We start from the raw sequence: 23230 nt of genomic DNA, 5'->3' as shown, positions 1-23230 counted from the left end.
TGTCCCGGGGCCTTCCCGTCGTGCGGAGCGGCGCGTCAGTGCACGTCGCCCATGAGGGACTGGACCTTCTTGCGGTACATGTACACCGCGAGGCCCGCGACCACGGCCAGCGACGCCTCCATGGCGATCACCCCCGTGCCGTTCAGGTCCACACCGGCCAGCGAGAGCAGACCCGTGGTGCAGTCACCGGCGGTGACGGCGAGGAACCAGACGCCCATCATCTGGGAGGCGTACTTCTGCGGCGCCATCTTCGTGGTGACCGACAGGCCGACCGGGGAGAGGCACAGCTCACCGATGGTCTGGATCATGTAGATCGAGACGAGCCACATCGGGGAGACCTTGGTGCCGTCGCCCGCCATGTTCATCGGGACGATGAAGACGAAGAAGGAGGCACCGACCAGGACCAGGCCCATCGCGAACTTCACGATGGTGTTCGGCTCCTGGTTCTTGCGGGCCAGCCACAGCCACAGCCAGGCGAAGACCGGGGCCAGCGCCATGACGAAGAGCGGGTTCAGGGACTGGTACCAGGTGGCCGGGAAGCCGAAGCCGAAGACGGTGTCGGCGGTCTTGCCGTCGGCGAACAGCGACAGGGTCGAACCACCCTGGTCGTAGATCATCCAGAAGACGGCGGCGGCGACGAAGAACCAGATGTACCCGGTCATCTTCGACTGCTCGGTGGTCGACAGGTCCTTGTCGCGCTTGATGCGGACGAGGACGGCGACCGGGATGATCAGACCGGCGAGGGTGATCGGGACGATCGCCCAGTTCAGGGTGTACATGCCCATCGCGATGACGACGCCGTAGAAGGCGGCGGCGACGACGAGGACGGCGCAGACCTTGACCAGGACGCTCTTGCGCTCGGCGGCGGAGAGCGGGTTCGGGACGATGTTGCTCTTCGGGCTCAGGTTCTTCGTGCCGATGAGGAACTGGAGCAGACCCAGACCCATGCCGGCCGCGGCGAGCGCGAAGCCGAGGTGCCAGTTGACCTTCTCGCCGACGGTGCCGACGACGAACGGGGCGACGAAGGCACCGAGGTTGATGCCGATGTAGAAGAGGGTGAAGCCACCGTCACGGCGCGGGTCGTCCGGGCCGTCGTAGAGGTGGCCGACCATCGTCGAGATGTTGGCCTTGAGCAGACCGGAGCCGGCGGCGACGAGCGCCAGACCGACGAAGAACATGGCCTGGCCCGGGAGGGCCAGCGACAGGTGACCCGCCATGATCACGAAGCCGGCGATGGCGACGGTCTTGCGCGCGCCCCAGACGCGGTCGCCGAACCAGCCGCCGGGCATGGCCATCAGGTAGACCATCGACACGTACACGGAGTAGATCGCCGTGGCCGTGGCGGCCGTCATGGCCAGTCCGCCACCCTGGCTGCCGGTCGCGGCGTCGGCGCCGCCGGAGACCAGGTACAGGACGAGAAGCGCCCGCATGCCGTAGTAGGAGAAACGCTCCCACATCTCGGTCATGAAGAGGGTGGCGAGGCCGCGGGGGTGCCCGAAGAAGGTCTTCTCCGAGCCCGCGGAAACGGTCGTTGCCGCCATGTCGATCCTTGCTCTGTCGGGACGCGCCGCTTCGTGAGCGGGACGCGCCCGGTGGGGGGTGGCCGGCACCGGCCGGGACGTTTGCGCCCCGCCCGGGATCCACGCCCCGCCGCGCGGTCTTCGCGCCGCGGGACCCGGCCCACAGGTCGTTCACCGTCTCAAGGCTGACAAGGCCAACCCTGCGCAGAAAAGAGGACCCTGGCTGACGAAGCAGGCCAAAGGTCCCCGATTACCGCTACTGACGTCTCGCCACCATACGACACGACAGTGCCGGATATGGAAGGACTTGAGAGATGGATCACAGGTGACGAAGGAACCAACGGACCCCATTCCAAGGTGATGGCAAGGTTACGTGCCCTGCTTCGGAGGCGGTCGCGGGCGCCTCGTGATCCCGCCCCGGCCCGGCACCCGTGCGGACTACCATCACCCCATGACCCGTGTACTGCTCGCCGAGGACGACGCATCCATCTCGGAACCGCTGGCCCGCGCCCTGCGGAGAGAGGGGTACGAGGTCGAGGTCCGCGAGGACGGGCCGACCGCGCTCGACACCGGACTCCAGGGCGGCGTCGACCTCGTCGTGCTCGACCTGGGCCTGCCCGGCATGGACGGTCTGGAGGTCGCCCGGCGGCTGCGCGCCGACGGCCACACGGTCCCGATCCTGGTCCTCACCGCCCGCGCGGACGAGGTCGACACGGTCGTCGGGCTCGACGCGGGCGCCGACGACTACGTCACCAAGCCGTTCCGCCTCGCCGAGCTGCTCGCCCGGGTCCGGGCCCTCCTGCGGCGCGGCGCCACCGAGCCCGCCCCCGCGCCCGCCACCCACGGCGTCCGCATCGACGTCGAGTCGCACCGCGCCTGGATGGGCGACGAGGAGCTCCAGCTCACCGCGAAGGAGTTCGACCTCCTCCGCGTCCTGGTCCGCGACGCGGGCCGGGTCGTCACCCGGGACCAGCTGATGCGCGAGGTCTGGGACACCACCTGGTGGTCCTCGACGAAGACCCTCGACATGCACATCTCCTGGCTCCGCAAGAAGCTCGGCGACGACGCGGCCAACCCCCGCTACATCGCCACGGTGAGAGGCGTCGGCTTCCGCTTCGAGAAGAGCTGACGGCTTCGCGGGCCCGCGCGCCCCCGCCGGGGAGGCTCAGGTCGTGTCGCCGCCGCCGGGCCGTCGGGGTCGCTCGCGCAGTTCCCCGCGCCCCTTTCCGGTGCGCCACCCCCTGGTCATTGTCGAGCCGCTCCGGGAGAGCACGTGCGCCGCCGCCTCATCACCTCCACCCTCGCCGTCGTCCTCGTCGTGATCGCCGTCTTCGGCGTCTCCCTCGTGCTCGTCGAGACGAGGACCATCACCAGCAGCGCCCAGGAGAGCGTCGACGCCGAGGCCCTCCGCATCGTCTCGATCGTCGACAGCCGCCTGATCGGCGGCGAGCCGGTCAATCCCGACATCCTCGCGGAGCAGAGCGGCGCCAAGCGGTACGCCCTGGTCACCATCCCCGGCCGGCCCGCCATCGAGATCGGCACCCGCCCCACCGGCAGCGTCATCCGCGGCTACGCGGAGGGCGAGCGCGGCGAGACGGTGGTCGTCGAGGAGTCCCGCTCCGCCGTCACCTCCGAGGTCGGCAGCACGGCCCTGATCATCGGCGCCGTCGCCGGACTCGCCGTGATCGCCGCGATCCTGCTCGCCGTACGCCAGGCGAACCGGCTCGCGTCCCCGCTCACCGACCTCGCCGAGACCGCCGAACGGCTCGGCTCCGGCGACCCCCGGCCCCGGCACAAGCGGTACGGGGTCCCCGAACTGGACCGGGTCGCGGACGTGCTCGACGCCTCCGCCGAGCGGATCGCCCGGATGCTCACCGCCGAGCGCCGGCTCGCCGCCGACGCCTCCCACCAGCTCCGCACCCCGCTGACCGCGCTCTCCATGCGGCTGGAGGAGGTCGCCCTCGCCGACGACCTGGACACGGTCAAGGAGGAGGCGACGATCGCGCTCACCCAGGTCGAGCGGCTCACCGACGTCGTCGAACGGCTGCTCACCAACTCCCGCGACCCCCGCTCCGGCTCCGCCGTCGCCTTCGACCTCGACGAGGTCGTCAAGCAGCAGATCGAGGAGTGGCGCCCCGCCTACCGCAGCGCCGGCCGCGCCATCGTCCGCTCCGGCAAGCAGGGCATGCGGGCCATCGGCACCCCGGGCGCGGTCGCCCAGGTCCTCGCCGCGCTCATCGAGAACTCGCTCATGCACGGCGGTGGCACCGTCGCCCTGCGGACCCGGGTCATCGGCAACCAGTCGGTGATCGAGGTCACCGACGAGGGCCCCGGCGTCCCCGCCGACCTCGGCGCGCGGATCTTCGAGCGGGCGGTCAGCGGCCGCAGCTCCACCGGCATCGGCCTGGCCGTCGCCCGGGACCTCGCCGAGGCCGACGGCGGCCGCCTGGAACTGCTGCAGCAGCACCCGCCGGTCTTCGCGCTCTTCCTCAGCCGGGAGGCCCGCAGCGTCACCGAGGACGCCGAGGAGCGCCCCGTACGGTAAGCGCCCGACCTGTCAGACGCGGTCGGGCTGGCGGCGGCGGGCCTGCCGCGGCGGCACCGGCTCGGCGCTCTCCAGGAAGGACTCCGCCGTCTGCACGGCCTCCTTCGCCGGCAGCGCCCGGAACACCCACGTGCGGTACGACCAGAAGCGGAACAGGGTCGCCACGCCGATGCCGAAGAACTTGAAGAAGTTGCTGGCCAGCGGCGAGTTCCAGCCGAGGCCGTAGGTCGCCGCGTAGAGGATCCCGTTCTCGATGACCAGCCCGACCAGGCTGAACAGCAGGAAGAGGGTCATCTCCTTGGTGCGGCCCGACTTGTCGCGGTCGCGGTACGTGAAGTAACGGAACCCCACGTAGTTGAAGGCGATGGCGACGACGGTGGCGACCAGGCTGGCCCGCACCACCGGAAGCTCCGTGGTGTGCCGGACCAGGTTGAAGACGGCCAGGTTGACCAGGACACCGAGTCCGCCGACGACGCCGAACTTGGCGACCTCGCGGCCGAGCAGGGCGAGTCGCATGCGCAGCGCGCCGGGTTCGCTCATGGTGGGGTCGGTCCGTCCGTCGGGTGACGCCCGGGTGACGTCAACCCACTCATGCTAACCAGCCTCCCCTGTCACCCGCCCGGGTAGCCGGGAAACCTGTGGAAAACCAAGCGGTGCCCCGTCACGCCTTGTGTCAATCCACAGCCGGAAACGTGTTCACGGATGGTGCGGATACCCTAAGAGGGTGACGTTCCCGGTAGTAGGCATGGTCGGCGGCGGTCAGCTCGCCCGTATGACCCACGAGGCGGGCATCCCCCTCGGCATCAAGTTCAAGCTCCTCAGTGACACCCCGCAGGACTCGGCGGCGCAGGTGGCCGGCGAGGTCGTCATCGGCGACTACCGGGACCTGGAGACGCTCCGCGCCTTCGCGCGCGGCTGCGATGTGATCACCTTCGATCACGAGCACGTCCCCACCGAGCACCTGCGGGCCCTGGAGGCCGACGGCATCCCCGTCCGCCCCGGTCCCGACGCGCTCGTGCACGCGCAGGACAAGGGGGTGATGCGGGCCAGGCTCGACGAGATCGGCGCGCCCAGCCCCCGCCACCGCATCGTGGCCGACCCCGCGGACGCGGTCGCGTTCGCCGAGGAGGTCGGCGGCTTCCCGGTCATCCTCAAGACCGTGCGCGGCGGCTACGACGGCAAGGGCGTCTGGTTCGTGCGCACCGCCGAGGAGGCCCGCGACCCGTTCCTCGCCGGCGTGCCCGTGCTCGCCGAGGAGAAGGTCGACTTCGTCCGCGAGCTCGCGGCGAACATCGTCCGCTCCCCGCACGGCCAGGCCGTCGCCTACCCGGTGGTCGAGTCCCGCCAGGTCGACGGCGTCTGCGACACCGTGATCGCGCCCGCCCCCGACCTCGACGAGGAGCTGGCGCTCCAGGCCCAGGAACTGGCCCTGCGGATCGCCAAGGAGCTCGGCGTCGTCGGCCACCTCGCCGTGGAGCTCTTCCAGACCCCCGACGGCCGGATCCTCGTCAACGAGCTGGCGATGCGCCCGCACAACTCCGGTCACTGGACCCAGGACGGGGCGATCACCAGCCAGTTCGCCAACCACGTCCGGGCCGTCCTCGACCTGCCGCTCGGCGACCCCCGCCCGCGCGCCCCGTGGACCGTGATGTGCAACGTCCTCGGCGGCGACTACCCCGACATGTACCAGGGCTACCTGCACTGCATGGCCCGGGACCCGCAGCTCAAGATCCACATGTACGGCAAGGACGTGAAGCCCGGGCGTAAGGTCGGCCACGTCAACACCTACGGCGACGACCTGGACGAGGTGCTGGAGCGCGCCCGCCACGCCGCCGACTACCTGCGAGGGACGATCGTTGAGTAACCAGGCGAGCAACCCGCTCATCGGCATCGTGATGGGGTCCGACTCCGACTGGCCCGTCATGGAGGCCGCCGCCCAGGCGCTCGACGAGTTCGAGATCCCGTACGAGGTCGACGTCGTCTCCGCCCACCGGATGCCGCGCGAGATGATCGCGTACGGCGAGGAGGCCGCCGGCCGCGGCCTCAAGGCGATCATCGCCGGCGCCGGCGGCGCCGCCCACCTGCCGGGCATGCTCGCCTCGGTCACCCCGCTCCCGGTCATCGGCGTCCCCGTGCCGCTGAAGTACCTCGACGGCATGGACTCGCTGCTCTCCATCGTCCAGATGCCCGCCGGCATCCCGGTCGCCACCGTCTCCGTCGCCGGCGCGCGCAACGCGGGCCTGCTCGCCGTCCGCGTGCTCGCCGCCGCCGACCCCGAGCTCCAGGCCCGGATGGGCGAGTTCCTCCAGGACCTCAACGGCCAGGCCACCGAGAAGGGCAAGCGGCTGCGCGCCAAGGTCGCCGGCGCCGACTCCTTCGGGTTCGGCCAGTGAGCGCGGCCGAGCGGCTCGCCGAAGCCCGCGCCCTCCTCGCGGAGGCCCCCGTCGTCGACGGGCACAACGACCTCCCGTGGGCGCTGCGCGAACAGTGCGGCTACGACCTCGACAAGCTCGACATCGCGGGCGACCGCTCGGCCTCCCTCCACACCGACCTCGCCCGGCTCCGCGCCGGCGGGGTCGGCGCCCAGTTCTGGTCCGTCTACGTCCCCGGCCGCCTCGCCGGCGACCACGCGGTCAGCGCCACCCTGGAGCAGATCGACGCCGTCGACCGGCTCGTCGAGCGGTACGCCGCCGACCTGGCCGCGGCCCGGACCGCCGACGACATCGCCAAGGCCCGCGCCGAGGGCAGGATCGCCTCCCTCAAGGGCGCCGAGGGCGGCCACTCGATCAACAACTCCCTCGCCACCCTGCGCGCCCTGCACACCCTCGGCGTGCGGTACATGACCCTCACGCACAACGAGAACAACGACTGGGCCGACTCCGCCACGGACGAGCCCCGGCACGGCGGCCTCACCGCCTTCGGCCGCGCCGTCGTCCGCGAGATGAACCGCTGCGGCATGCTCGTCGACCTCTCGCACGTGGCCGCCACCACCATGCGGGACGCCCTCGACGAGAGCACCGCGCCGGTGATCTTCTCCCACTCCTCCTCCCGCGCGGTCTGCGACCACCCGAGGAACGTCCCGGACGACGTCCTGGAGCGGCTGCCCGCCAACGGCGGCGTGGCGATGGCGACCTTCGTCCCGAAGTTCATCCTCCCCGAGGCCGTCGAGTGGACCCTGCGCGCCGACGCGAACCTGCGCGCGCACGGGCTGCACCACCTCGACACCACGCCGCGGGCGATGGAGCTGCACGCCGCCTTCGAGGCGGAGCACCCGCGCCCGATCGCCACCGCCGCCACGGTCGCCGACCACCTCGACCACATGCGCGAGGCCGCCGGCATCGACCACATCGGCATCGGCGGCGACTACGACGGCACCGCCTTCACCCCGGCCGGCCTCGACGACGTCGCCGGCTACCCGAACCTGATCGCGGAGCTCCTCCACCGCGGCTGGTCCCGCGCCGACCTCACCAAGCTGACCTGGTCGAACGCCCTCCGCGTCCTGGCCGACGCCGAGTCCGTCGCCCACGACCTGTCGGCCCGCACCCCCGCCTCGCACGCCACGATCGCCCAGCTCGACGGCGCCTGACCGCCCGCACGCCCGGGCCCGTCGGCGAGCCCGGGCCCGTCGGCGAGCCCGGGCCCGCCGGCGCGATCGGAGCCGTACGCCTCAGGGCTTCCTGAACCGTATGGTCCCCCGGTCGCGCCCGGGCCCGGCGTCGAACACCGACCGGTCCACCACCGGCCGCGGGCGCGGCGGACCGGCCTGGAGGCGGACGGTCTCCCGCCCGGCCAGGGCGGTACGCCACTCCCCGAGGCCCGGCCGGGAGCCGTACGCCCCGCCGGCCCGCCCCCACAGGCGCAGCACGGCGTCGAGGCGCCGGTTGTCGAGCACCCCCGGCAGCACCTCCAGCGGCCGCTCCGGCGTCACGTACGGGTCCCGGGCGAGGACCCGGCCGAGCATCAGCGCCGCCTTGTACCGGTCGCTGTCCACGCTCACCGTCCCGGGCGGCGCCTTCGGGTCCTGCCAGTCCGGGGTGTCGGCCTGCGCGAGGACCGGCGGGTGGCCGGTGATCCGGGCGCCGTCGCAGTCGATGAGGTGGACCGAGGGCTCCGGGTCGAGCGACCACAGCACGTTCGCCTGCGAGAGGTCGCCGACGACAAGGCCCATCGTGTGCAGCCGGTCGACGAGCTCCGCCAGGGCCACGCCGAGCGCGAGCCGCTCCTCCGGGGTGGGCTGCCGGACGGTCCGGGTGGCCGCCTTCGGCTCCCGCAGCAGGAACTGGAGCTCGGTGAGCCGGGTCTCGCCCTTCGCGGTCCGCCAGGTCATCGAGGCGGGCGCCCGGCGCATCAGGAACCCGACGACCCGCCCGCCGTCCGTCACCCGGCACAGCGGCCAGGCCGCCTCCCGGTCGAGCCGCCGCCGTTCCTCGGGCGCCAGCCCCAGCCGCAGCGCCACCAGGGCGGCGAGTGCCGAACCGTCCGCCTTCTGGGGCTCCAGGTACCGCTTGAAGAGCAGGTCCCCGGGCCCGCCGACCTCGTGCACCTCGCCCTGGCCGCCGGCCGTGAGCTTTCCCGCCAGCGGCAGCCGGGCCTGCTCGACGTCGGCGCCGTCGTCCGCCGTCACGGCCGCCCCTCCCACACGACGGCCGCGCTGCGATCGTCGTCGTACGACTTCACCCGGTACTGGAACTGCCAGAGGAAATCGGCCGGTTCGGGCACGGCGCCGCCGCCCCAGGCACCCGCGAGGAAGGCGCGCATCTCCGGCGCCCCGGCCAACGGCGAGGAGAAGCCGTCGGTGCAGACCAGCAGGACGTCCCCGGGCCGCGAGTCGAGCAGCCGGGTCGCGGCGGTCCGGGCCAGGGGCAGCGCGGCGGTCCGGGTGTCGATCATCCGGTCGCCGTCCGCCTTCTCCCCGTCCTCGCCGGGCGCGAGGTCCCACACCCCGTCGCGGAGCAGGGCGGTGCCGCCGTCCCCGACGGTGAGGAGGCCGCGGGTCCGGACGTCCGGGTCGAGCGGGACGAGCAGCACCCGCAGCGTGGTGGAGTACGCGACGGGGGCCAGGCCCCGCTGCCCGGCGCGCTGCGCGAGGTGGTCGGCGACGCGCTCGACGACCTGCCCGGCCAACTCGGCGAAGACGTCCCCGCGCCCGGCGGCCAGCGCCTCGTACAGCTCCGCGGCATGGGCGCCGAGGAGGCTCAGGGCGCGCTGGCACGCCTGCTGCGCGCCGATGTGCGAGAGGGGCTGCGAGCCGACCCCGTCGGCCACGGCCAGGGCCAGCAGCTCTCCGGCGTCCTTCTCGCCCAGGTGGGCCGTCATGACGCTGTCCTGCCGGGTCTCGCCCAGGTACCGGTGGGAGTCGCCGCGCACCGAGGCGGCCCGCAGGGTCAGCGGCCCGTGGGCCGCGCCGTCCAGGACGATGTCGGGGACGAGGGCGGCGGCGACGGTCTCGTCCGCCATCCGGGGCCGCCCCTGCGGCACCGCCGGATAACTCGGCGGCCGCCGCCCCGCGTACGGCGGCGCCCCGAGCAGCGGCACCGCGGGCGCGGGCGGTACGGAGGGGGCGGGCACCCCGGGCGCACCGGTTCCGGCGGTCACGGCGTTCGCCTCCGGCGTCCCGTCCGGTGTTCCGTCCAGAGTCCCGTCCTGCGCGGGGGCCGCGGCCCGTATCGGCTTCTCCAGCCGCACGACGGACCGTGGTTCCGGCTCTCTCACGTGCTCGTGGTCCATCTCGCCGTCCTCAGAGCTTGTCGAGCGACACGGTCGCGAAGCCGGGCACGTTCTCCTCGACGACGAGCGAGAAGTCGGAGTTGCCGTCGGAGGCGATGGTGGTGGCGGACCTGACGATGGAACGGGTCAGGCTGGAGGCGAACTCGCGCAGGGCCGCGGCGGGGGAGACGTTCTGGTCCTTCTGGATGAAGGCACGGAAGTTCGCCACCTGCGCGATGGTCGACTCCTCGGCGTCCCCGACCCCGAACGCGATGATCTTCGGATGGAAGCGGGAGGACGTCAGGTCCTTGTGCGCCTGCGGCCAGTCGTCGTCGGTCGGGATGCCGTCCGACATGAAGAAGGCGACCGGCCGGTACACCTCGTGCCCCTCCGCCTTCAGCGCGGCGACGTCCGTCTCGATGCAGCGCAACAGCGTGCGGAAGGCGTTGCCGAAGGAGGTGAGGCCGCCCGCCGAGAGCGCCGGGACCTCGTCGATGTCGCTCAGGTCGGCCAGCGGCTGGAGCACCTGCGCGTCGGTGGAGAAGCCGATCAGGCTGAAGCGGGTCTTGTCGGCCACCGTGGGGTTGGTGCTGATCTCGGCGTGAAGCTCCACCAGCGCGGTGTTCAGCGCGTCGACGCTGTCGCCCGCCATCGAGCCCGACTCGTCGCACAGCAGGTAGAACGGAAGAATCTGCATGGGTCGCTTCCCTCGGTACGGGTCAGTACGTGTAGAAGTAGATCTCGATGTCGGCGCGCCCTCCCGAGGCGTCGCCCTTCCAGAAGTCCCGCGTGGTCGTGCCCTTGAACATGTCCGGACGGGCCTTCGCCAGCTGGGAGTTGACCTCGCTCGCGTAGCTGCCGCCGGCGCCCGGTTCGGAGTGCCGGCCGAAGGTGAGGACGAACGCCGCCTGGCGGCCCGCGTATGTGGCGGTGACCTCCCGCAGCCGCTTCCGCATCGTCGCCCGGTCGCCCGCCGCCGCCGCGATCGACACCTTCACCGGGGTGCGGACCACGGCCCGCGGCCCCTTGGGCTTCGGCGGCTTCGTCGCACCTGGCTTCGGGCTCGCCGAGGTGCCGGGGCGGGCCTCGGCGGCCAGCGGGTCGCCCCGGTCGCCCATCGCGACGAGGGCGAGGACGAGGAGCATGTCCGCGAAGAGCCAGCCGGCCAGGTGCAGCGCGTTGAAGCGCGGGGCCCTCACCGCGACCCGGCCCCGTCCGCGCCCTCACGCCCCGGCGGAAGCGCCGGCGGCGACCCCACGACGGCGTTCCGCGCGGGCGGTACCTTCGCACCGGACCCGCCGGCCTCACCGCCCGAACCGGACCCACCGCCCGGATCGCCGTCCCGGCCGGAGTCCCGCCCGGCACCCCAGCGCCCACGACCGCCCGCGTCCCGCGCCAGCGCCGCCGCCAAGGTGTCGGCGGCCCGGCCGAGCCGCTCCGCCACCCCCGTCAGCGCGTCCGCCTGGTCGGCGATGCGGCCGAGCAGGAGCTGGGCGTCGGCGCGGTCCTGCGCGGCGGTCTCGACGACGGTGGTGAGCCGGCCGAGGACGTGCCCGGAGAGGTCGCCGGCGACCTCCAGACCGGTGGTGAAGGAGCGCTGTGCCGCCGCGAGCGTCATGACGGAGTCCTCGACCCGCGTCCCCGCCTTCTCCAGGACGTCCCGCACCTCGCCGTTGGTGCCCCGCACGTCCTCCAGGGCCTGGCGCACCATGACCCCGCTGCCGCTCACCGCCGTCTCGATGCGGGTCGCGGCCGTCTCCAGCGGCTTCACCGCGCCGTCCACCCCGGCGAGCCGCTCCTGCGCCCGGTCCAGGGAGTCGCCGACGGCGGTGGCCGCCTGGGCCAGCAGGCCCTGCGTCTTGCTGGCCCGCTCGCCGAGCCGGTTCAGCGTGCCGGCCGACTTCGTCAACTCCTCCGCGAACCGGACGGGGGAGGAGAGCCGGTGCCGGTTGAGGCACAGCTGCGCCCGGGTCAGCACCGGCACCATCCGCCGCAGCAGCGCCTCCGCCCGCTGCGCCGCCGCCTTCTCCCGCCGCTCCGCGCTGGCCCGGCGCCCGCCGTGCAGCACCGCGAGGACGAGCAGCAGGAGGATCGCGGCGGTCGCGGTGGCGGCGACGTGACCGAAGGTGAAGAAGCCGGTGAGCCGGCCCTCGAAGCCGGACTGCCACAGCTGGAGGAAGGGCCGGGTGGCGGCCTTCGGGTCGGAGCCGGTCAGCGCCCCGTACGCGCTCGACGCCTGTGTGAGCCCGTACCAGGTCAGCGCGAGCGGGACGAAGACGAGCCCGCCGAGCGCCGTCTCCAGCCAGCCCCAGGCGGCGTGTTCGCGTACCGGCGGGCCGGGGTCCACGCTCTCCGGGCGGGCGTACGAGGCCAGCAGGTCGAGGTCCGTCCACGGGTCGAGCGCGTCGGAACCGGTCTCGGTGGACCGCAGCGCGTCGGCGAGATCCGCCAATTCGCGGGAGCGCGAGGAGAGTTGCGCCTCGCGGCTCAACTCCTCGATCTCCAGGGCCACCTGTCGGCGTTCCGTCGTCGATGCGACGGCCATGTCCACCCCCACGGACGTGACGAGAGAGGGGGTTCCGTCCCCGGTGTGCCGTGCGCTCCCCAGCGCCTCCCGCACACCCGCCGTCCCCCGGTAGGGAGCAGATCGTAGCCCACTCGCCGATACTGTGCCTGTCGGTGGATCCATTGAGTCCGGGGGGAATTGACATGGCATCAGACCGTCAGCGCGGGGTCATCAGGCTCCGGCCCAAGGCGCCGGGCGAGGCCGTCCCGCCGGCCCGCCCGCAGCCCGGGGGGCGCCCCGGGCGCGAGGCCCTGCTGACCAAGGCGACCCCGCTCGGGCTCGTCTCCGGCCGGGGCGTCCTCCAGGCCAACCTCAACTGGTCGGCCGCGACCGGCGCCGACCTGGACCTCGGCTGCCTGGTCGAGCTCACCGACGGGTCGAAGTACGTCGTCCAGGCGCTCGGCAACCTCTTCGGCGCGCTCGACGCGCCCCCGTACACCCTCCTCGACCAGGACGACAGGACCGGCGCCTCCTCGGACGGCGAGACGCTGCGGACCAACCTGGAGCACCGGGCGAGGATCCGCCGGATGCTCGTCTTCACCTACGTGTACGAGGGCGCCGTCGACTTCCGCAGCCTCGGCGCGACCGTGACGGTCACCGCCCCCTCCGGCACCCTGCGCATCCTCCTCGACGACGCCCCCGCCGGTGCGACTGCCTGCGCCATCGCCCTCGTCACCGCCTCCGCCGGCGGCATGGACGTCCGCCGCGAGGTCCGCTGGTTCACCGCCACGGAGGAGGAGGGCAGCCACCCGCTGATCGACCGGGCCTACGGCTTCGGCTTCGAGTGGGTCTGGGGGACCAAGGACTGAGCCCCGCCCCGGCGCGGCCCGGCGCCCGTCACCCGGACGGCGCAGCCCGGCGGGCCCCCGGCAGGGCCCCGGTGGCACGGTGGACCGTACTGCCCCGCCCCTTCGGCGGGGTAGTACTGCATCACCGAGTTTCGGAGTAGTGAGTAGTGCCATGGCAGATCTAGACGACCATCCCCCCTTCTCTGCCGCCTCCGGCGCCGTCGGCGCGCTGGAACCCCCGGAGTCGCCACCCCCGCTCGACGAGACCGCCCGGGCCCGGGCGATCCTCGCCGCCCAGCCCGTCCTGGAGGGCCACACCGAACTCCCCGCGCTCCTCGACCCCGAGGACCTGCCGCCCGCCCGGGCCCGGGAGGCCGGCGCGCAGTTCTGGTCGCTGCACGGGGATTCCGACGACGGCGCCATCGGCACCCTGCGCCGCATCGACACCATCCGCGCGCTCGTCGCCGCCTGCCCCGAGGACCTGCGGCTGGCCCACACCACCTCGGAGATGGTCCACGCCCGCAACTGCGGCCGGGTCGCCGCGCTCCTCGGACCGGTGGACTGGACGGCCCTCGGCGGCTCCGCCGCCACCCTGCGGGCCTACCACGCCCTCGGCGTCCGGGCCGTGAACCTCACCCGCTTCGACCGCTTCGCCCGCGAGGCGGTCCGCGAGATGAACCGCATCGGGCTCGCCGTGGACCTCAGCGGCGCCGACCAGGACACCGTCCGCAAGGTCCTCGCCGTCACCCGCGCCCCCGCCCTGGTCACCCGGGCCGAGCCGGACGCCCTCCCGGACGACGTGCTGCGGCTGCTCGGCGAGAACGGCGCCGTCTGCATGGTCGCCGTCGGGGACGACCCCGCCGCCACCGCCGACCTCCTCGACCGGGTGCGCGACGGGGCCGGGCCCGAGTCGACGGGCCTCTCCCGGCTGACGGGCCCGGCGGCCGGCTACGTGCCGCTCTTCGCGGAGCTGCTGCGGCGCGGCTGGCCGGCCCGGGACCTGGTCGGCCTGGCCCACGGCAACGCCACCCGGGCCCTGCGCGACACCGAGTTCCTGTCCCGTACGAACCGGATCAGGCCCGTCGCCGCCTGACCCGTACCCGTACACCCATGAGGAAGGGGCGCACCGGATCCGTCCGGTGCGCCCCTTCCCTCGCCGTCGCTAGGCCCGCGGGCGGCCCATCGCCCGGTACGTCCAGCCGGCCGCCCGCCACCGCTCGGCGTCCAGGGCGTTGCGCCCGTCGAGGACGACCGGCGAGGAGACGACCGCGGCCAGCTCGGCCGGGTCGAGCTCGCGGAACTCGCGCCATTCGGTCAGGTGCAGGACCACGTCCGCGCCCCGGACGGCCTCCCGGGCCGAGTCCGCGTAGCCGAGGGTCGGGAAGACCTTGCGGGCGTTCTCCATGCCCTTGGGGTCGTAGACGGTCACCTGGCCGCCCTGGAGGTGTATCTGGCCGGCCACGTTGAGCGCGGGGGAGTCGCGGACGTCGTCCGAGTCCGGCTTGAAGGTGGCGCCGAGGACGGCGACCCGGCGGCCCAGGAAGGAGTTCCCACCCAGCGCCTCGCGGGCCATCTCGACCATCTGGCCGCGCCGCCGCATGTTGATGGAGTCGATCTCGCGGAGGAAGGTCAGCGCCTGGTCGGCGCCGAGCTCGCCCGCGCGGGCCATGAAGGCCCGGATGTCCTTGGGCAGGCAGCCGCCGCCGAAGCCGATGCCGGCCCGCAGGAACTTGTTGCCGATCCGCTCGTCGTGGCCGATCGCCTCGGCGAGCTTGGCGACGTCGCCGCCGGCCGCCTCGCAGACCTCGGCCATCGCGTTGATGAAGGAGATCTTGGTGGCGAGGAAGGAGTTCGCGGCCGTCTTCACCAGCTCGGAGGTCGGGAAGTCGGTGACGACGAAGGGCGAGCCCTCGGCGACCGGGGCGGCGTACACCTCGCGGAGCGTCTTCTCGGCCCGGCCGTCGTCGTCGCCGGGCACGCCGACGACGATCCGGTCCGGGTGCAGGGTGTCCTGGACGGCGAAGCCCTCGCGCAGGAACTCGGGGTTCCAGGCCAGTCCGACGCCCGCCGGCAGCACCCCGGCCAGCCGCTCGGCCGAGCCGACCGGCACGGTCGACTTGCCGACGACCAGCGCGCCCTCGCGGACGACGCCGGCGAGGGAGGTGAAGGCGGCGTCGACGTAGCTCATGTCGCAGCCGTACTCGCCATGCTTCTGCGGGGTGTTCACGCAGACGAAGTGGACGTCGCCGAAGGCGCCCACCTCCTCCCAGGAGGTGGTGAAGCGCAGCCGGCCGGTGGAGCCCTCGATCCCGGCGACGTGCCGGGCGAGCAGTTCCTCCAGGCCGGGCTCGTACATCGGCACGCGGCCGGAGGCCAGCAGCTCGATCTTCTCCGGCACGACGTCGAGGCCGAGGACCTCGAAGCCCATCTCCGCCATGGCCGCGGCGTGGGTGGCGCCGAGGTATCCGGTGCCGATCACAGTGATCTTCAGGGCCATGCGGGACTCCAGGGACGTCGGGCGAAACTGCCTGCCCGAGCATAGTCGGGCGCTGACAAGGTCCCCGCTCACGGCCTACCCTTTGGGTTACTTAACGGTAGTTAGCAAGCCAGGGAGCTCAAGACCATGGGCAAGGACTTCGACCTGTACCGGACCTCCGAGGAGCACGAGATGCTCCGGGAGTCGGTGCGTGCGCTGGCGGACGCGAAGATCGCCCCGTTCGCGGCGGCGGTGGACGAGGAGGGGCGGTTCCCGCAGGAGGCCCTGGACGCGCTGGTCGCCAACGACCTGCACGCCGTGCACGTCCCGGAGACCTACGGCGGCGCGGGCGCGGACGCGCTCGCGACGGTGATCGTGATCGAGGAGGTCGCCCGCGCCTGCGGTTCGTCCTCGCTGATCCCGGCGGTGAACAAGCTCGGCTCGCTCCCGGTGATCCTGTCGGGCTCGGAGGAGCTGAAGCACAAGTACCTCGCCCCGCTCGCCGCCGGCCAGGCGATGTTCTCGTACTGCCTGTCGGAGCCGGACGCGGGCTCGGACGCGGCGGGCATGAAGACCCGCGCGGTCCGCGACGGCGACTCCTGGGTCCTCAACGGCGTGAAGCGGTGGATCACCAACGCCGGCGTCTCGGAGTACTACACCGTGATGGCCGTCACCGACCCGGAGAAGCGCTCCAGGGGCATCTCCGCCTTCGTGGTCGAGAAGGGCGACGAGGGCGTCTCCTTCGGCGCCCCGGAGAAGAAGCTCGGCATCAAGGGCTCCCCGACCCGCGAGGTCTACTTCGACAACGTCCGCATCCCCGCCGACCGCATGATCGGCGCCGAGGGCACCGGCTTCGCCACCGCGATGAAGACCCTCGACCACACCCGCATCACCATCGCCGCCCAGGCCCTCGGCATCGCCCAGGGCGCCCTCGACTACGCCAAGGGCTACGTCAAGGAGCGCAAGCAGTTCGGCAAGCCGATCGCCGACTTCCAGGGCGTGCAGTTCATGCTCGCCGACATGGCCATGAAGCTCGAAGCCGCCCGCCAGCTCACCTACGCCGCCGCGGCGAAGTCCGAGCGCGTCGACGGCGACCTCACCTTCTTCGGCGCCGCCGCCAAGTGCTTCGCCTCCGACGTCGCCATGGAGGTCACCACCGACGCCGTCCAGCTCCTCGGCGGCTACGGCTACACCCGCGACTACCCCGTCGAGCGCATGATGCGCGACGCCAAGATCACCCAGATCTACGAAGGCACCAACCAGGTCCAGCGCATCGTCATGGCCCGCAACCTCCCGTAACCACCAGCCCCTCGAAAGGAGACAGGCCGTGACCCTGAAGATCGCTGTCTGTGTGAAGTACGTCCCCGACGCGACCGGCGACCGCGGTTTCGCCGACGACCTGACGACCGACCGCGAGGCCGTCGACGGTCTGCTCTCGGAGCTGGACGAGTACGCCGTCGAGCAGGCCCTGCGGATCTCCGAGGAGTCCGACGACGCCGAGGTCACCGTCGTGACGGTCGGTCCGGACGACGCCAAGGACGCGCTGCGCAAGGCGCTGTCGATGGGCGCCGACAAGGCCGTCCACGTCAACGACGAGTCCATCCACGGCTCCGACGTCATCGCCACCTCCGCGATCCTCGCGAAGGCGCTGGAGAAGACCGGCTTCGACCTGGTCGTCTGCGGCATGGCCTCGACGGACGGCACCATGGGCGTGCTGCCGGCGCTGCTCGCCGAGCGGCTGGGCGTGCCGCAGGCGACGCTGCTCTCCGAGGTCGCGGTGGAGCGCGGCATGGTGACGGGCCGCCGTGACGGCGACGCCGCCAGCGAGCAGCTGGTGGCCCCGCTGCCGGCCGTCGTCTCGGTCACCGACCAGTCGGGCGAGGCCCGTTACCCCTCCTTCAAGGGGATCATGGCCGCCAAGAAGAAGCCGGTCGAGGAGCTGGACCTGGACGACCTCGGCATCGACGCCGACGAGGTCGGCCTCGCCGGGTCCTGGACCCTGGTCGACTCGGCGACCGCCCGCCCGGCGCGCACGCAGGGCACGATCATCACGGACGAGGGTGACGGCGGCAAGCAGCTCGCCGCGTTCCTCGCCGGCCAGAAGTTCATCTGATCCACCGTCACCCCACCTCAGGAGCAAGGAATCATGGCTGAGATCCTGGTTCTCGTGGACCACGCCGACGGTGCGGTCCGCAAGCCGGCCCTCGAACTGCTGACCCTGGCCCGCCGCGTCGGCGAGCCCACCGCGGTCGTCCTCGGCGCCGGCGAGGCCGCCGCCTCGATCGCCGCCACCGCCGCCGAGTACGGCGCGGCCACCGTGTACGTCGCGGACGGCGCCGAGTTCGCCGAGCAGCTCGTCGTCCCGAAGGTCGACGCGCTCACCCAGATCGCGAAGGAGAAGGAGGTGGCCGCCGTCCTGGTGACCTCCTCCGGCGAGGGCAAGGAGATCGCGGCCCGCGTCGCGCTCCGCCTCGGCTCCGGCCTGATCACCGACGCGGTGGAGCTGGAGGCCGGCGAGAACGGCCCGGTCGCCACCCAGTCCGTCTTCGCCGCCTCGTACCAGGTGAAGTCGACGGTCTCGCACGGCGTCCCGGTCATCACCGTCAAGCCGAACTCCGCCGCCCCGGAGGTCGCCCCGGCCGCCGGCACGGTCGAGAACGTCACCGTCGCCTTCACGGGCAACGCGGCCAAGGTCGTCTCCCGCACCGCGCGGGTCTCCACCGGCCGCCCGGAGCTGACCGAGTCCGCCATCGTGGTCTCCGGCGGCCGCGGCGTCGGCGCCGCCGAGGGCTTCGAGGTCGTCGAGAAGCTGGCCGACTCGCTCGGCGCGGCCGTCGGCGCCTCCCGCGCCGCCGTGGACGCCGGCTGGTACCCGCACTCCAACCAGGTCGGCCAGACCGGCAAGCAGGTCTCGCCGCAGCTGTACGTCGCCGCGGGCATCTCCGGCGCGATCCAGCACCGGGCCGGCATGCAGACGTCGAAGACGATCGTCGCGGTCAACAAGGACCCCGAGGCCCCGATCTTCGACCTGGTCGACTACGGCGTGGTCGGCGACCTCTTCGAGGTGCTGCCGCAGCTGACCGAGGAGATCGGCGCGCGCTGACGCCGTCGGACACGACGAAGGGGGTGGCACTCTGTGCCACCCCCTTTCGCGTGGGCCTCGGGTCAGATCCAGCCGTCCAGCGGGACCTCCTCGCAGAGCCGGACGACCGGCCGGCGCCCGGTGTCCGCGGCGCTCGCGAGCTTGACCCGGACGCCCGGGCGCACGGCGTGCGGCGGTCCGTCGACCCGGCAGCGGACCACGAAGCCCTCGGCCATGTGGACCGGCCAGAGGTCGGCCTCGGCGGCGGTGTGGGCCCGGCGGACGGTGATCACGCCCTGCCCCTCGCTGAGTTGGGGGGACAGGTCGGTCGACCCGCAGGTCGGGCAGAGCAGGCGCTGGAAGGTGGTGGTGTGGCACCAGGCGCAGCGCTGGAAGTAGAGATCGGTGCCTTCGGCCGATTCCTCGGTCCGGACGGCGCCGGGGGTCCTCAGTCCCGTGTGGAACACGATGCCTTCTCCTCGCACTCGGCGGCTCGACCGTGCATGGAGCCCCAAGATATGGCACTCAGTGCCAGCAAAGAAAGACCTGAGTTCCCTCAATTCGAGATACTGAGGTCCCTCTCAACTCCCGTCGAGGCTCGCCTCCACCTCGCGCACCACCCGCCACATCGGCGTGGACCGCTTGGTGATGACGACGACCACGTCGTCGGCGCCCTCCGCGGCGGCGTCGCCACCGGCCCCGGCCGGCGCGTCCGGGCTCCAGGTGGCGCGGACGAACTCCAGGGCGCGGTCCACCTCGTCCAGCTGGTCGCCCTCGCCGCCCGAGCGCAGCCAGTGCCGCAGGGCGTGGTTGTGGGCGGCGACGACGGCCGCCGCGGCCACGTTGGCGCGCAGGGTGCCGTCCTTGCGGTCGGCCCAGCGGGCCCTCAGGTAGTCGCCGAGGGTCTTCTCGTACCGCCAGACGACGGAGAGCTCGTAGGTGCGCAGTCCGGCGACCTCGCGGGTCAGCCGGTAGCGCTGGACGGAGAAGGTGGGGTTCTCGGCGTACATCCGCATGACCAGGCGGGCGGCGTCGCAGACCCGGACCATGGGGTCGTCGGTGTCGGCGCTGGCGGCGAGGAAGCGGGTCATGTCGTCGAGGCACTGCTCGTGGTCGGGGAAGACCACGTCCTCCTTCGACGGGAAGTAGCGGAAGAAGGAGCGCCGTCCGACGCCGGCGAGGGTGACGATGTCGTCGACGGTGGTCTGCTCGTAGCCCCGCTCCAGGAAGAGCTGGAAGGCCGCGGCGATGAGGGAGTCGCGCATCGCGGGCTTCGGAGGGGTCCGGGGGTTCGTCGCCGCTGCTGCCATGGCACGAACCTAACACCGGTGACGCCTCCGTGCGGCACTCGGTGCCGGATTTTTCCGGCACCGAGTGCTCTTCGCGGTGGGTGCGGTCAGCGGGCGGACATCCGCAGCGCGCCGTCCATCCGGATCGTCTCGCCGTTGAGGTAGTCGTGCTCGGCGATCATCGTGATCAGCCGGGCGTACTCCTCCGGCTGGGCGAGGCGCTGCGGGAAGGTGACGCTCGCGGCGAGCCCGGCCCGGATCTCCTCGCTGAAGCCCGCCATCATCGGGGTGTCGACGATGCCGGGGGCGACCGTGACGACCCGGATGCCGAACTGGGCGAGGTCGCGGGCGGCCGTGATGGTCATGCCGGCGACGCCCGCCTTGGAGGCGGCGTAGGCGATCTGCCCGACCTGGCCCTCGAAGGCGGCGATCGAGGCGGTGTTGACCACGAGGCCGCGCTGGCCGTGCGCGTCGGGCTCGTGCCGGGCGATGGACTCGGCGGCGAGCCGCATCACGTTGAACGTACCGACCAGGTTGACGTTCACGACGGTGCGGAACAGGTCGAGGTCGTGCGGGCCCTTGCGGCCCAGGACGCGGGCCGAGGGGGCGATGCCGGCGCAGTTGACCGCGAGCCGCAGCTCGGCCCCGTCGGCGTCGATCTCGGCGAGCGCGGCGCTGACCTGGTCCTCGTCGGTCACGTCGGCGGCGATCAGCCGTACGCCCTCCGGGAGGGCCCCGGCGGCGGCGACGGCCTTCTCCAGGTCGAGCCCGTAGACCGTGGCGCCGCGCGCGGCGAGCGCGGCGGCGGTGGCGGCGCCGAGCCCGGAAGCGGCGCCGGTGACGAGAGCGGCGGAGCCGGCGATGTCCATGGAACTCCTCGTTCGTGTCGTGCGGGTGACCCTGCCGGCGGGTTGGCCGCCGGGCCGGGGGCGCGTCCCCGCGGGGGGACCGCGCGGTCTGCGCGATCTGCGCCGCCACCATAGAACCCCAGGCCACGCCCCAGGAAGCGGAGGACCGGCCGGGACGGGCACGGGACCGGGGTCATCCGATCGGCGGACCCCCGGGTCCACCGATCCGGCCGCCGCCCGCAGCCGGTGCGCCGACGGGCGGGGGCGGGATCGGCGCCCAGGATGAAGCGTCCGTCGATCTTCGTCCCCGACCCCCTGGAGCGACCGCCCTATGAAGCACGTGAAGAAGGCCCACCGGACCCGTCTGACGACCGGTGGCGCGGTCGTCGCCCTCGGCCTCGCGGGGGTCGGCGCCTACTCCGCGAGCGCCGGCGACGACCCGGCCGCCGCCCCCGCGGCCGTCACCGAGGCCACGAGCGAGCACACCACCGCCACCACCCACCTGACGGTCGCCGCGGCGACGGAGGCGGCGAGGGCCGCGCTGGACGCCGCGGAGGCGGAGAACCAGCGGGTGACCGTCGCGGTGGTCGACCGGAACGGCAAGCCGCTCGTCACCCTGCGGGGCGACGGCGCGGGCCCGCAGTCCTCCGTGTCGGCGGAGCGGAAGGCGTACACGGCGGTGTCCTGGAACGCCCCGACCTCGGTCCTCGCCGGCCGCCTGGCCCAGGCCCCGCGGCTGAAGGACATCCCCGGCACCCTCTTCCTCGGCGGCGGCGCCCCGGTCACCGCGGCCGGCGCCCCGATCGCGGGCATCGGCGTGGCGGGCGCGCCCTCGGGCGACCTGGACGAGAAGTTCGCCCGCGCGGGCGTGGCGGCCCTGGAGAAGTGACCCCCGGACATGCCGAACCCCGATGCGCCTGAAACGGGGGAACACAGGCGAACCGGGGTGGCTGTCCCGAGCATACGCCTCAACTTGTTCAACACGAAATCACCATGGATATGTCAGGTCCGTGGTGATCGCGGGCCCCGGGCCCGGACTGGCCCGGCACCGCGCCGCTCTGGGAGGATCGCCCTCCCGACAGCGCGAACCCGGGGGAACCGTGCACGACTTGCAGCCGGAGGATCCGGCCTCGATCGGCCCGTACCGCCTGTCGGCGCGGCTCGGTGCGGGGGGCATGGGCCAGGTCTTCCTGGCGGTCTCCCGCAGCGGCCGGCGGCTCGCGGTGAAGGTGATCCGCCCCCAGATCGCCGCCGACCCGGGCTTCCGGGAGCGGTTCCGCCGCGAGGTGGCGGCGGCGCGGACGGTCGGCGGCTTCTGGACCGCGCCGATCGTGGACGCCGACCCCGACGGCCCGGTGCCGTGGGTGGCGAGCGACTACATCGACGCGCCCGATCTGGCGGAGCTCGTACGGGACCGGGGGCCGCTCCCCGAGGCGGCGGTGCGGTCCCTGGCAGCCGGCCTCGCCGAGGCCCTGGAGGCCGTCCACCGGGCCGGTCTGGTCCACCGGGACCTGAAGCCGTCGAACATCCTGGTCACCGGCGACGGACCGCGCGTCATCGACTTCGGCATCTCGAAGGCGGCGGAGGGGGCGACGGCCCTGACCGACACGGGCCTGGTCGTCGGCACCCCCGGCTTCATGAGCCCGGAGCAGGCGAAGGGGGAACCGGTGGCCCCGTCGAGCGACGTCTTCTCGCTGGGCGCGGTCCTGGCGTACGCCGCGACCGGCCGGGCCCCCTTCGGCGAGGGCCCCGTCCCCGCGCTCCTCTACCGGGTCGTCCACGACGAGCCGGACCTGGACGGGGTGCCGCCGGGGCTGCGGGCGGTGCTCCTCGCGTGCCTGGACAAGGCCCCTGGGCCCCGCCCGACACCCTCCCGGATCCTCGACCTGCTGGGCGCGGACGCCCCGGCCCCCGTCCCGGCCCCCGCGACCCGCACGGCCGCCCGCGCGGACGCGGTCCCGGAGCCGGCGAAGGCCCCGGAGAGCGGGCTCCCGGACACGGTGGAGGTCACCGCGGGTCTGCTGGACGCGCCGAGCCGGCGGACGGACAGGGGAGGCTGCCTCGTGTTCTTCGGCGTGCTCGCCGCCGCACCCGGCGCGCTCGTCCTCGCCTTCTTCGCGCCCTGGCCGGCCACGGCCGCCACCGCGGGGGCCGGCCTGCTCGCCTTCCTGCTCGGGGGCGTCCTCCTCAACGGGGTGCAGCCCGTCCGCCGGACCGTCCTGCTGACCGACGGCCACCTCCACTGCCGGTTCCAGAACCGGCACTGGTCCTTGTCGTGGCCGGACGTCACCCGCGTCACCGTCCGGGCCCCGCAGGAGAGCGCCCCCGGCGAACGCCGCAGGGACCACCCCCCCCCCCTCCGCCCCCCCCCGGGGCAGTCCCTCCCGGTCGGGATAGCCCGGGAGGAAGG

General features: G+C 73.1%; 23 protein-coding genes. 12 read left to right on the top strand and 11 right to left on the bottom strand.

The features are described from left to right. Positions 1-35: 35 nt before the first annotated feature. Positions 36-1541 (bottom strand): peptide MFS transporter, encoded by a 1506-nt coding sequence (locus tag ACFW1I_RS18255; RefSeq protein ID WP_384670836.1) that lies wholly within the window; start codon positions 1539-1541, stop codon positions 36-38. 430 nt (positions 1542-1971) lie between these two features. Here ACFW1I_RS18255 and ACFW1I_RS18250 point away from each other — a divergent pair, with 430 nt between their 5' ends. After that, complete coding sequence (locus ACFW1I_RS18250; RefSeq protein WP_030754842.1) at positions 1972-2649, top strand: response regulator transcription factor; 678 nt, start codon at positions 1972-1974, stop codon at positions 2647-2649. A 144-nt stretch (positions 2650-2793) separates the two neighbouring features. Beyond that, positions 2794-4065: an ATP-binding protein gene (locus tag ACFW1I_RS18245; RefSeq protein WP_384670833.1), complete on the top strand. Its 1272-nt coding sequence runs from the start codon at positions 2794-2796 to the stop codon at positions 4063-4065. 12 nt (positions 4066-4077) lie between these two features. Here the strand turns inward: ACFW1I_RS18245 and ACFW1I_RS18240 are convergent, their stop codons facing one another. After that, the gene (locus ACFW1I_RS18240; protein WP_384670831.1) at positions 4078-4605 is read right to left on the bottom strand and encodes a GtrA family protein; all 528 of its coding nucleotides are present in this window, start codon (positions 4603-4605) and stop codon (positions 4078-4080) included. Between the two features lie 184 nt (positions 4606-4789). Here ACFW1I_RS18240 and ACFW1I_RS18235 point away from each other — a divergent pair, with 184 nt between their 5' ends. Genes ACFW1I_RS18235 through ACFW1I_RS18225 form a run of 3 tightly spaced genes read left to right on the top strand, consistent with a single transcriptional unit; the run spans position 4790 to position 7651 of the window. Continuing rightward, positions 4790-5929 carry a 5-(carboxyamino)imidazole ribonucleotide synthase gene (locus tag ACFW1I_RS18235; protein ID WP_384670829.1) on the top strand — a complete coding sequence of 380 codons (1140 nt, stop codon included), beginning with the start codon at positions 4790-4792 and terminating at the stop codon, positions 5927-5929. Between the two features lie 31 nt (positions 5930-5960). Beyond that, complete coding sequence (gene purE, locus ACFW1I_RS18230) at positions 5961-6458, top strand: 5-(carboxyamino)imidazole ribonucleotide mutase (RefSeq protein WP_384670916.1); 498 nt, start codon at positions 5961-5963, stop codon at positions 6456-6458. Beyond that, positions 6455-7651 (top strand): dipeptidase, encoded by a 1197-nt coding sequence (locus ACFW1I_RS18225; protein WP_384670826.1) that lies wholly within the window; start codon positions 6455-6457, stop codon positions 7649-7651. The genes purE and ACFW1I_RS18225 overlap by 4 nt, the downstream gene beginning before the upstream one ends. A gap of 81 nt (positions 7652-7732) precedes the next feature. Here the strand turns inward: ACFW1I_RS18225 and ACFW1I_RS18220 are convergent, their stop codons facing one another. The 5 genes from ACFW1I_RS18220 to ACFW1I_RS18200 are packed head-to-tail and all read right to left on the bottom strand — an operon-like array spanning position 7733 to position 12316. Further along, positions 7733-8689 carry a hypothetical protein gene (locus ACFW1I_RS18220; protein WP_384670824.1) on the bottom strand — a complete coding sequence of 319 codons (957 nt, stop codon included), beginning with the start codon at positions 8687-8689 and terminating at the stop codon, positions 7733-7735. Further along, positions 8686-9792 (bottom strand): protein phosphatase 2C domain-containing protein, encoded by a 1107-nt coding sequence (locus ACFW1I_RS18215; RefSeq protein ID WP_384670821.1) that lies wholly within the window; start codon positions 9790-9792, stop codon positions 8686-8688. The genes ACFW1I_RS18220 and ACFW1I_RS18215 overlap by 4 nt, the downstream gene beginning before the upstream one ends. A gap of 10 nt (positions 9793-9802) precedes the next feature. Then, a complete protein-coding gene (locus ACFW1I_RS18210; RefSeq protein WP_384670818.1) occupies positions 9803-10468 on the bottom strand; it encodes a VWA domain-containing protein in 666 nt (221 codons plus the stop codon). Positions 10469-10490: 22 nt separating this feature from the next. Continuing rightward, the gene (locus tag ACFW1I_RS18205) at positions 10491-10970 is read right to left on the bottom strand and encodes a hypothetical protein (RefSeq protein WP_384670816.1); all 480 of its coding nucleotides are present in this window, start codon (positions 10968-10970) and stop codon (positions 10491-10493) included. Then, positions 10967-12316, bottom strand: a complete 1350-nt coding sequence (locus ACFW1I_RS18200) for a methyl-accepting chemotaxis protein (protein WP_384670813.1) — start codon at positions 12314-12316, stop codon at positions 10967-10969. The genes ACFW1I_RS18205 and ACFW1I_RS18200 overlap by 4 nt, the downstream gene beginning before the upstream one ends. A gap of 164 nt (positions 12317-12480) precedes the next feature. On the opposite strand from ACFW1I_RS18200, the gene ACFW1I_RS18195 reads away from it, so the two are divergent. Further along, positions 12481-13146, top strand: coding sequence for a tellurium resistance protein (locus ACFW1I_RS18195; protein ID WP_384670812.1), 666 nt, complete (start codon positions 12481-12483; stop codon positions 13144-13146). Between the two features lie 151 nt (positions 13147-13297). Then, entirely contained in the window at positions 13298-14218 is a 921-nt protein-coding gene (locus tag ACFW1I_RS18190) for a membrane dipeptidase (protein ID WP_384670809.1), read from the top strand. 69 nt (positions 14219-14287) lie between these two features. Here ACFW1I_RS18190 and ACFW1I_RS18185 read toward each other — a convergent pair whose 3' ends face one another. Continuing rightward, entirely contained in the window at positions 14288-15622 is a 1335-nt protein-coding gene (locus tag ACFW1I_RS18185; protein ID WP_384670807.1) for a UDP-glucose dehydrogenase family protein, read from the bottom strand. 126 nt (positions 15623-15748) lie between these two features. Between ACFW1I_RS18185 and ACFW1I_RS18180 the strand changes: the two genes are divergently transcribed. The 3 genes from ACFW1I_RS18180 to ACFW1I_RS18170 are packed head-to-tail and all read left to right on the top strand — an operon-like array spanning position 15749 to position 18704. Continuing rightward, the gene (locus tag ACFW1I_RS18180; protein WP_384670804.1) at positions 15749-16900 is read left to right on the top strand and encodes an acyl-CoA dehydrogenase; all 1152 of its coding nucleotides are present in this window, start codon (positions 15749-15751) and stop codon (positions 16898-16900) included. 28 nt (positions 16901-16928) lie between these two features. Further along, a complete protein-coding gene (locus tag ACFW1I_RS18175) occupies positions 16929-17714 on the top strand; it encodes an electron transfer flavoprotein subunit beta/FixA family protein (protein ID WP_384670802.1) in 786 nt (261 codons plus the stop codon). Positions 17715-17747: 33 nt separating this feature from the next. Then, positions 17748-18704 carry an electron transfer flavoprotein subunit alpha/FixB family protein gene (locus ACFW1I_RS18170; RefSeq protein ID WP_384670799.1) on the top strand — a complete coding sequence of 319 codons (957 nt, stop codon included), beginning with the start codon at positions 17748-17750 and terminating at the stop codon, positions 18702-18704. Positions 18705-18766: 62 nt separating this feature from the next. On the opposite strand, the gene ACFW1I_RS18165 is transcribed toward ACFW1I_RS18170, so the two are convergent. The 3 genes from ACFW1I_RS18165 to ACFW1I_RS18155 all read right to left on the bottom strand — a co-directional run bounded on the left by ACFW1I_RS18165 (position 18767) and on the right by ACFW1I_RS18155 (position 20841). Continuing rightward, a complete protein-coding gene (locus ACFW1I_RS18165; protein WP_384670796.1) occupies positions 18767-19150 on the bottom strand; it encodes a Zn-ribbon domain-containing OB-fold protein in 384 nt (127 codons plus the stop codon). Positions 19151-19264: 114 nt separating this feature from the next. Then, positions 19265-19993 carry a TetR family transcriptional regulator gene (locus ACFW1I_RS18160; protein ID WP_384670793.1) on the bottom strand — a complete coding sequence of 243 codons (729 nt, stop codon included), beginning with the start codon at positions 19991-19993 and terminating at the stop codon, positions 19265-19267. An 86-nt stretch (positions 19994-20079) separates the two neighbouring features. After that, positions 20080-20841 carry an SDR family NAD(P)-dependent oxidoreductase gene (locus tag ACFW1I_RS18155; RefSeq protein ID WP_384670790.1) on the bottom strand — a complete coding sequence of 254 codons (762 nt, stop codon included), beginning with the start codon at positions 20839-20841 and terminating at the stop codon, positions 20080-20082. A gap of 310 nt (positions 20842-21151) precedes the next feature. Between ACFW1I_RS18155 and ACFW1I_RS18150 the strand changes: the two genes are divergently transcribed. Together ACFW1I_RS18150 and ACFW1I_RS18145 are read left to right on the top strand one after the other, a co-directional pair. After that, positions 21152-21709, top strand: coding sequence for a heme-binding protein (locus tag ACFW1I_RS18150; protein ID WP_384670787.1), 558 nt, complete (start codon positions 21152-21154; stop codon positions 21707-21709). A 211-nt stretch (positions 21710-21920) separates the two neighbouring features. Then, on the top strand, positions 21921-23230 hold a 1310-nt coding region (locus ACFW1I_RS18145), incomplete at its 3' end, for a serine/threonine-protein kinase (protein ID WP_384670784.1).

The organism is Streptomyces sp. NPDC058955 (genome assembly GCF_042741435.1).
Classification (GTDB): Bacteria; Actinomycetota; Actinomycetes; order Streptomycetales; family Streptomycetaceae; genus Streptomyces.
The sequence above is the reverse complement of the archived record's forward strand: the minus strand, read 5'-3'. Positions and strand labels throughout refer to the sequence as shown.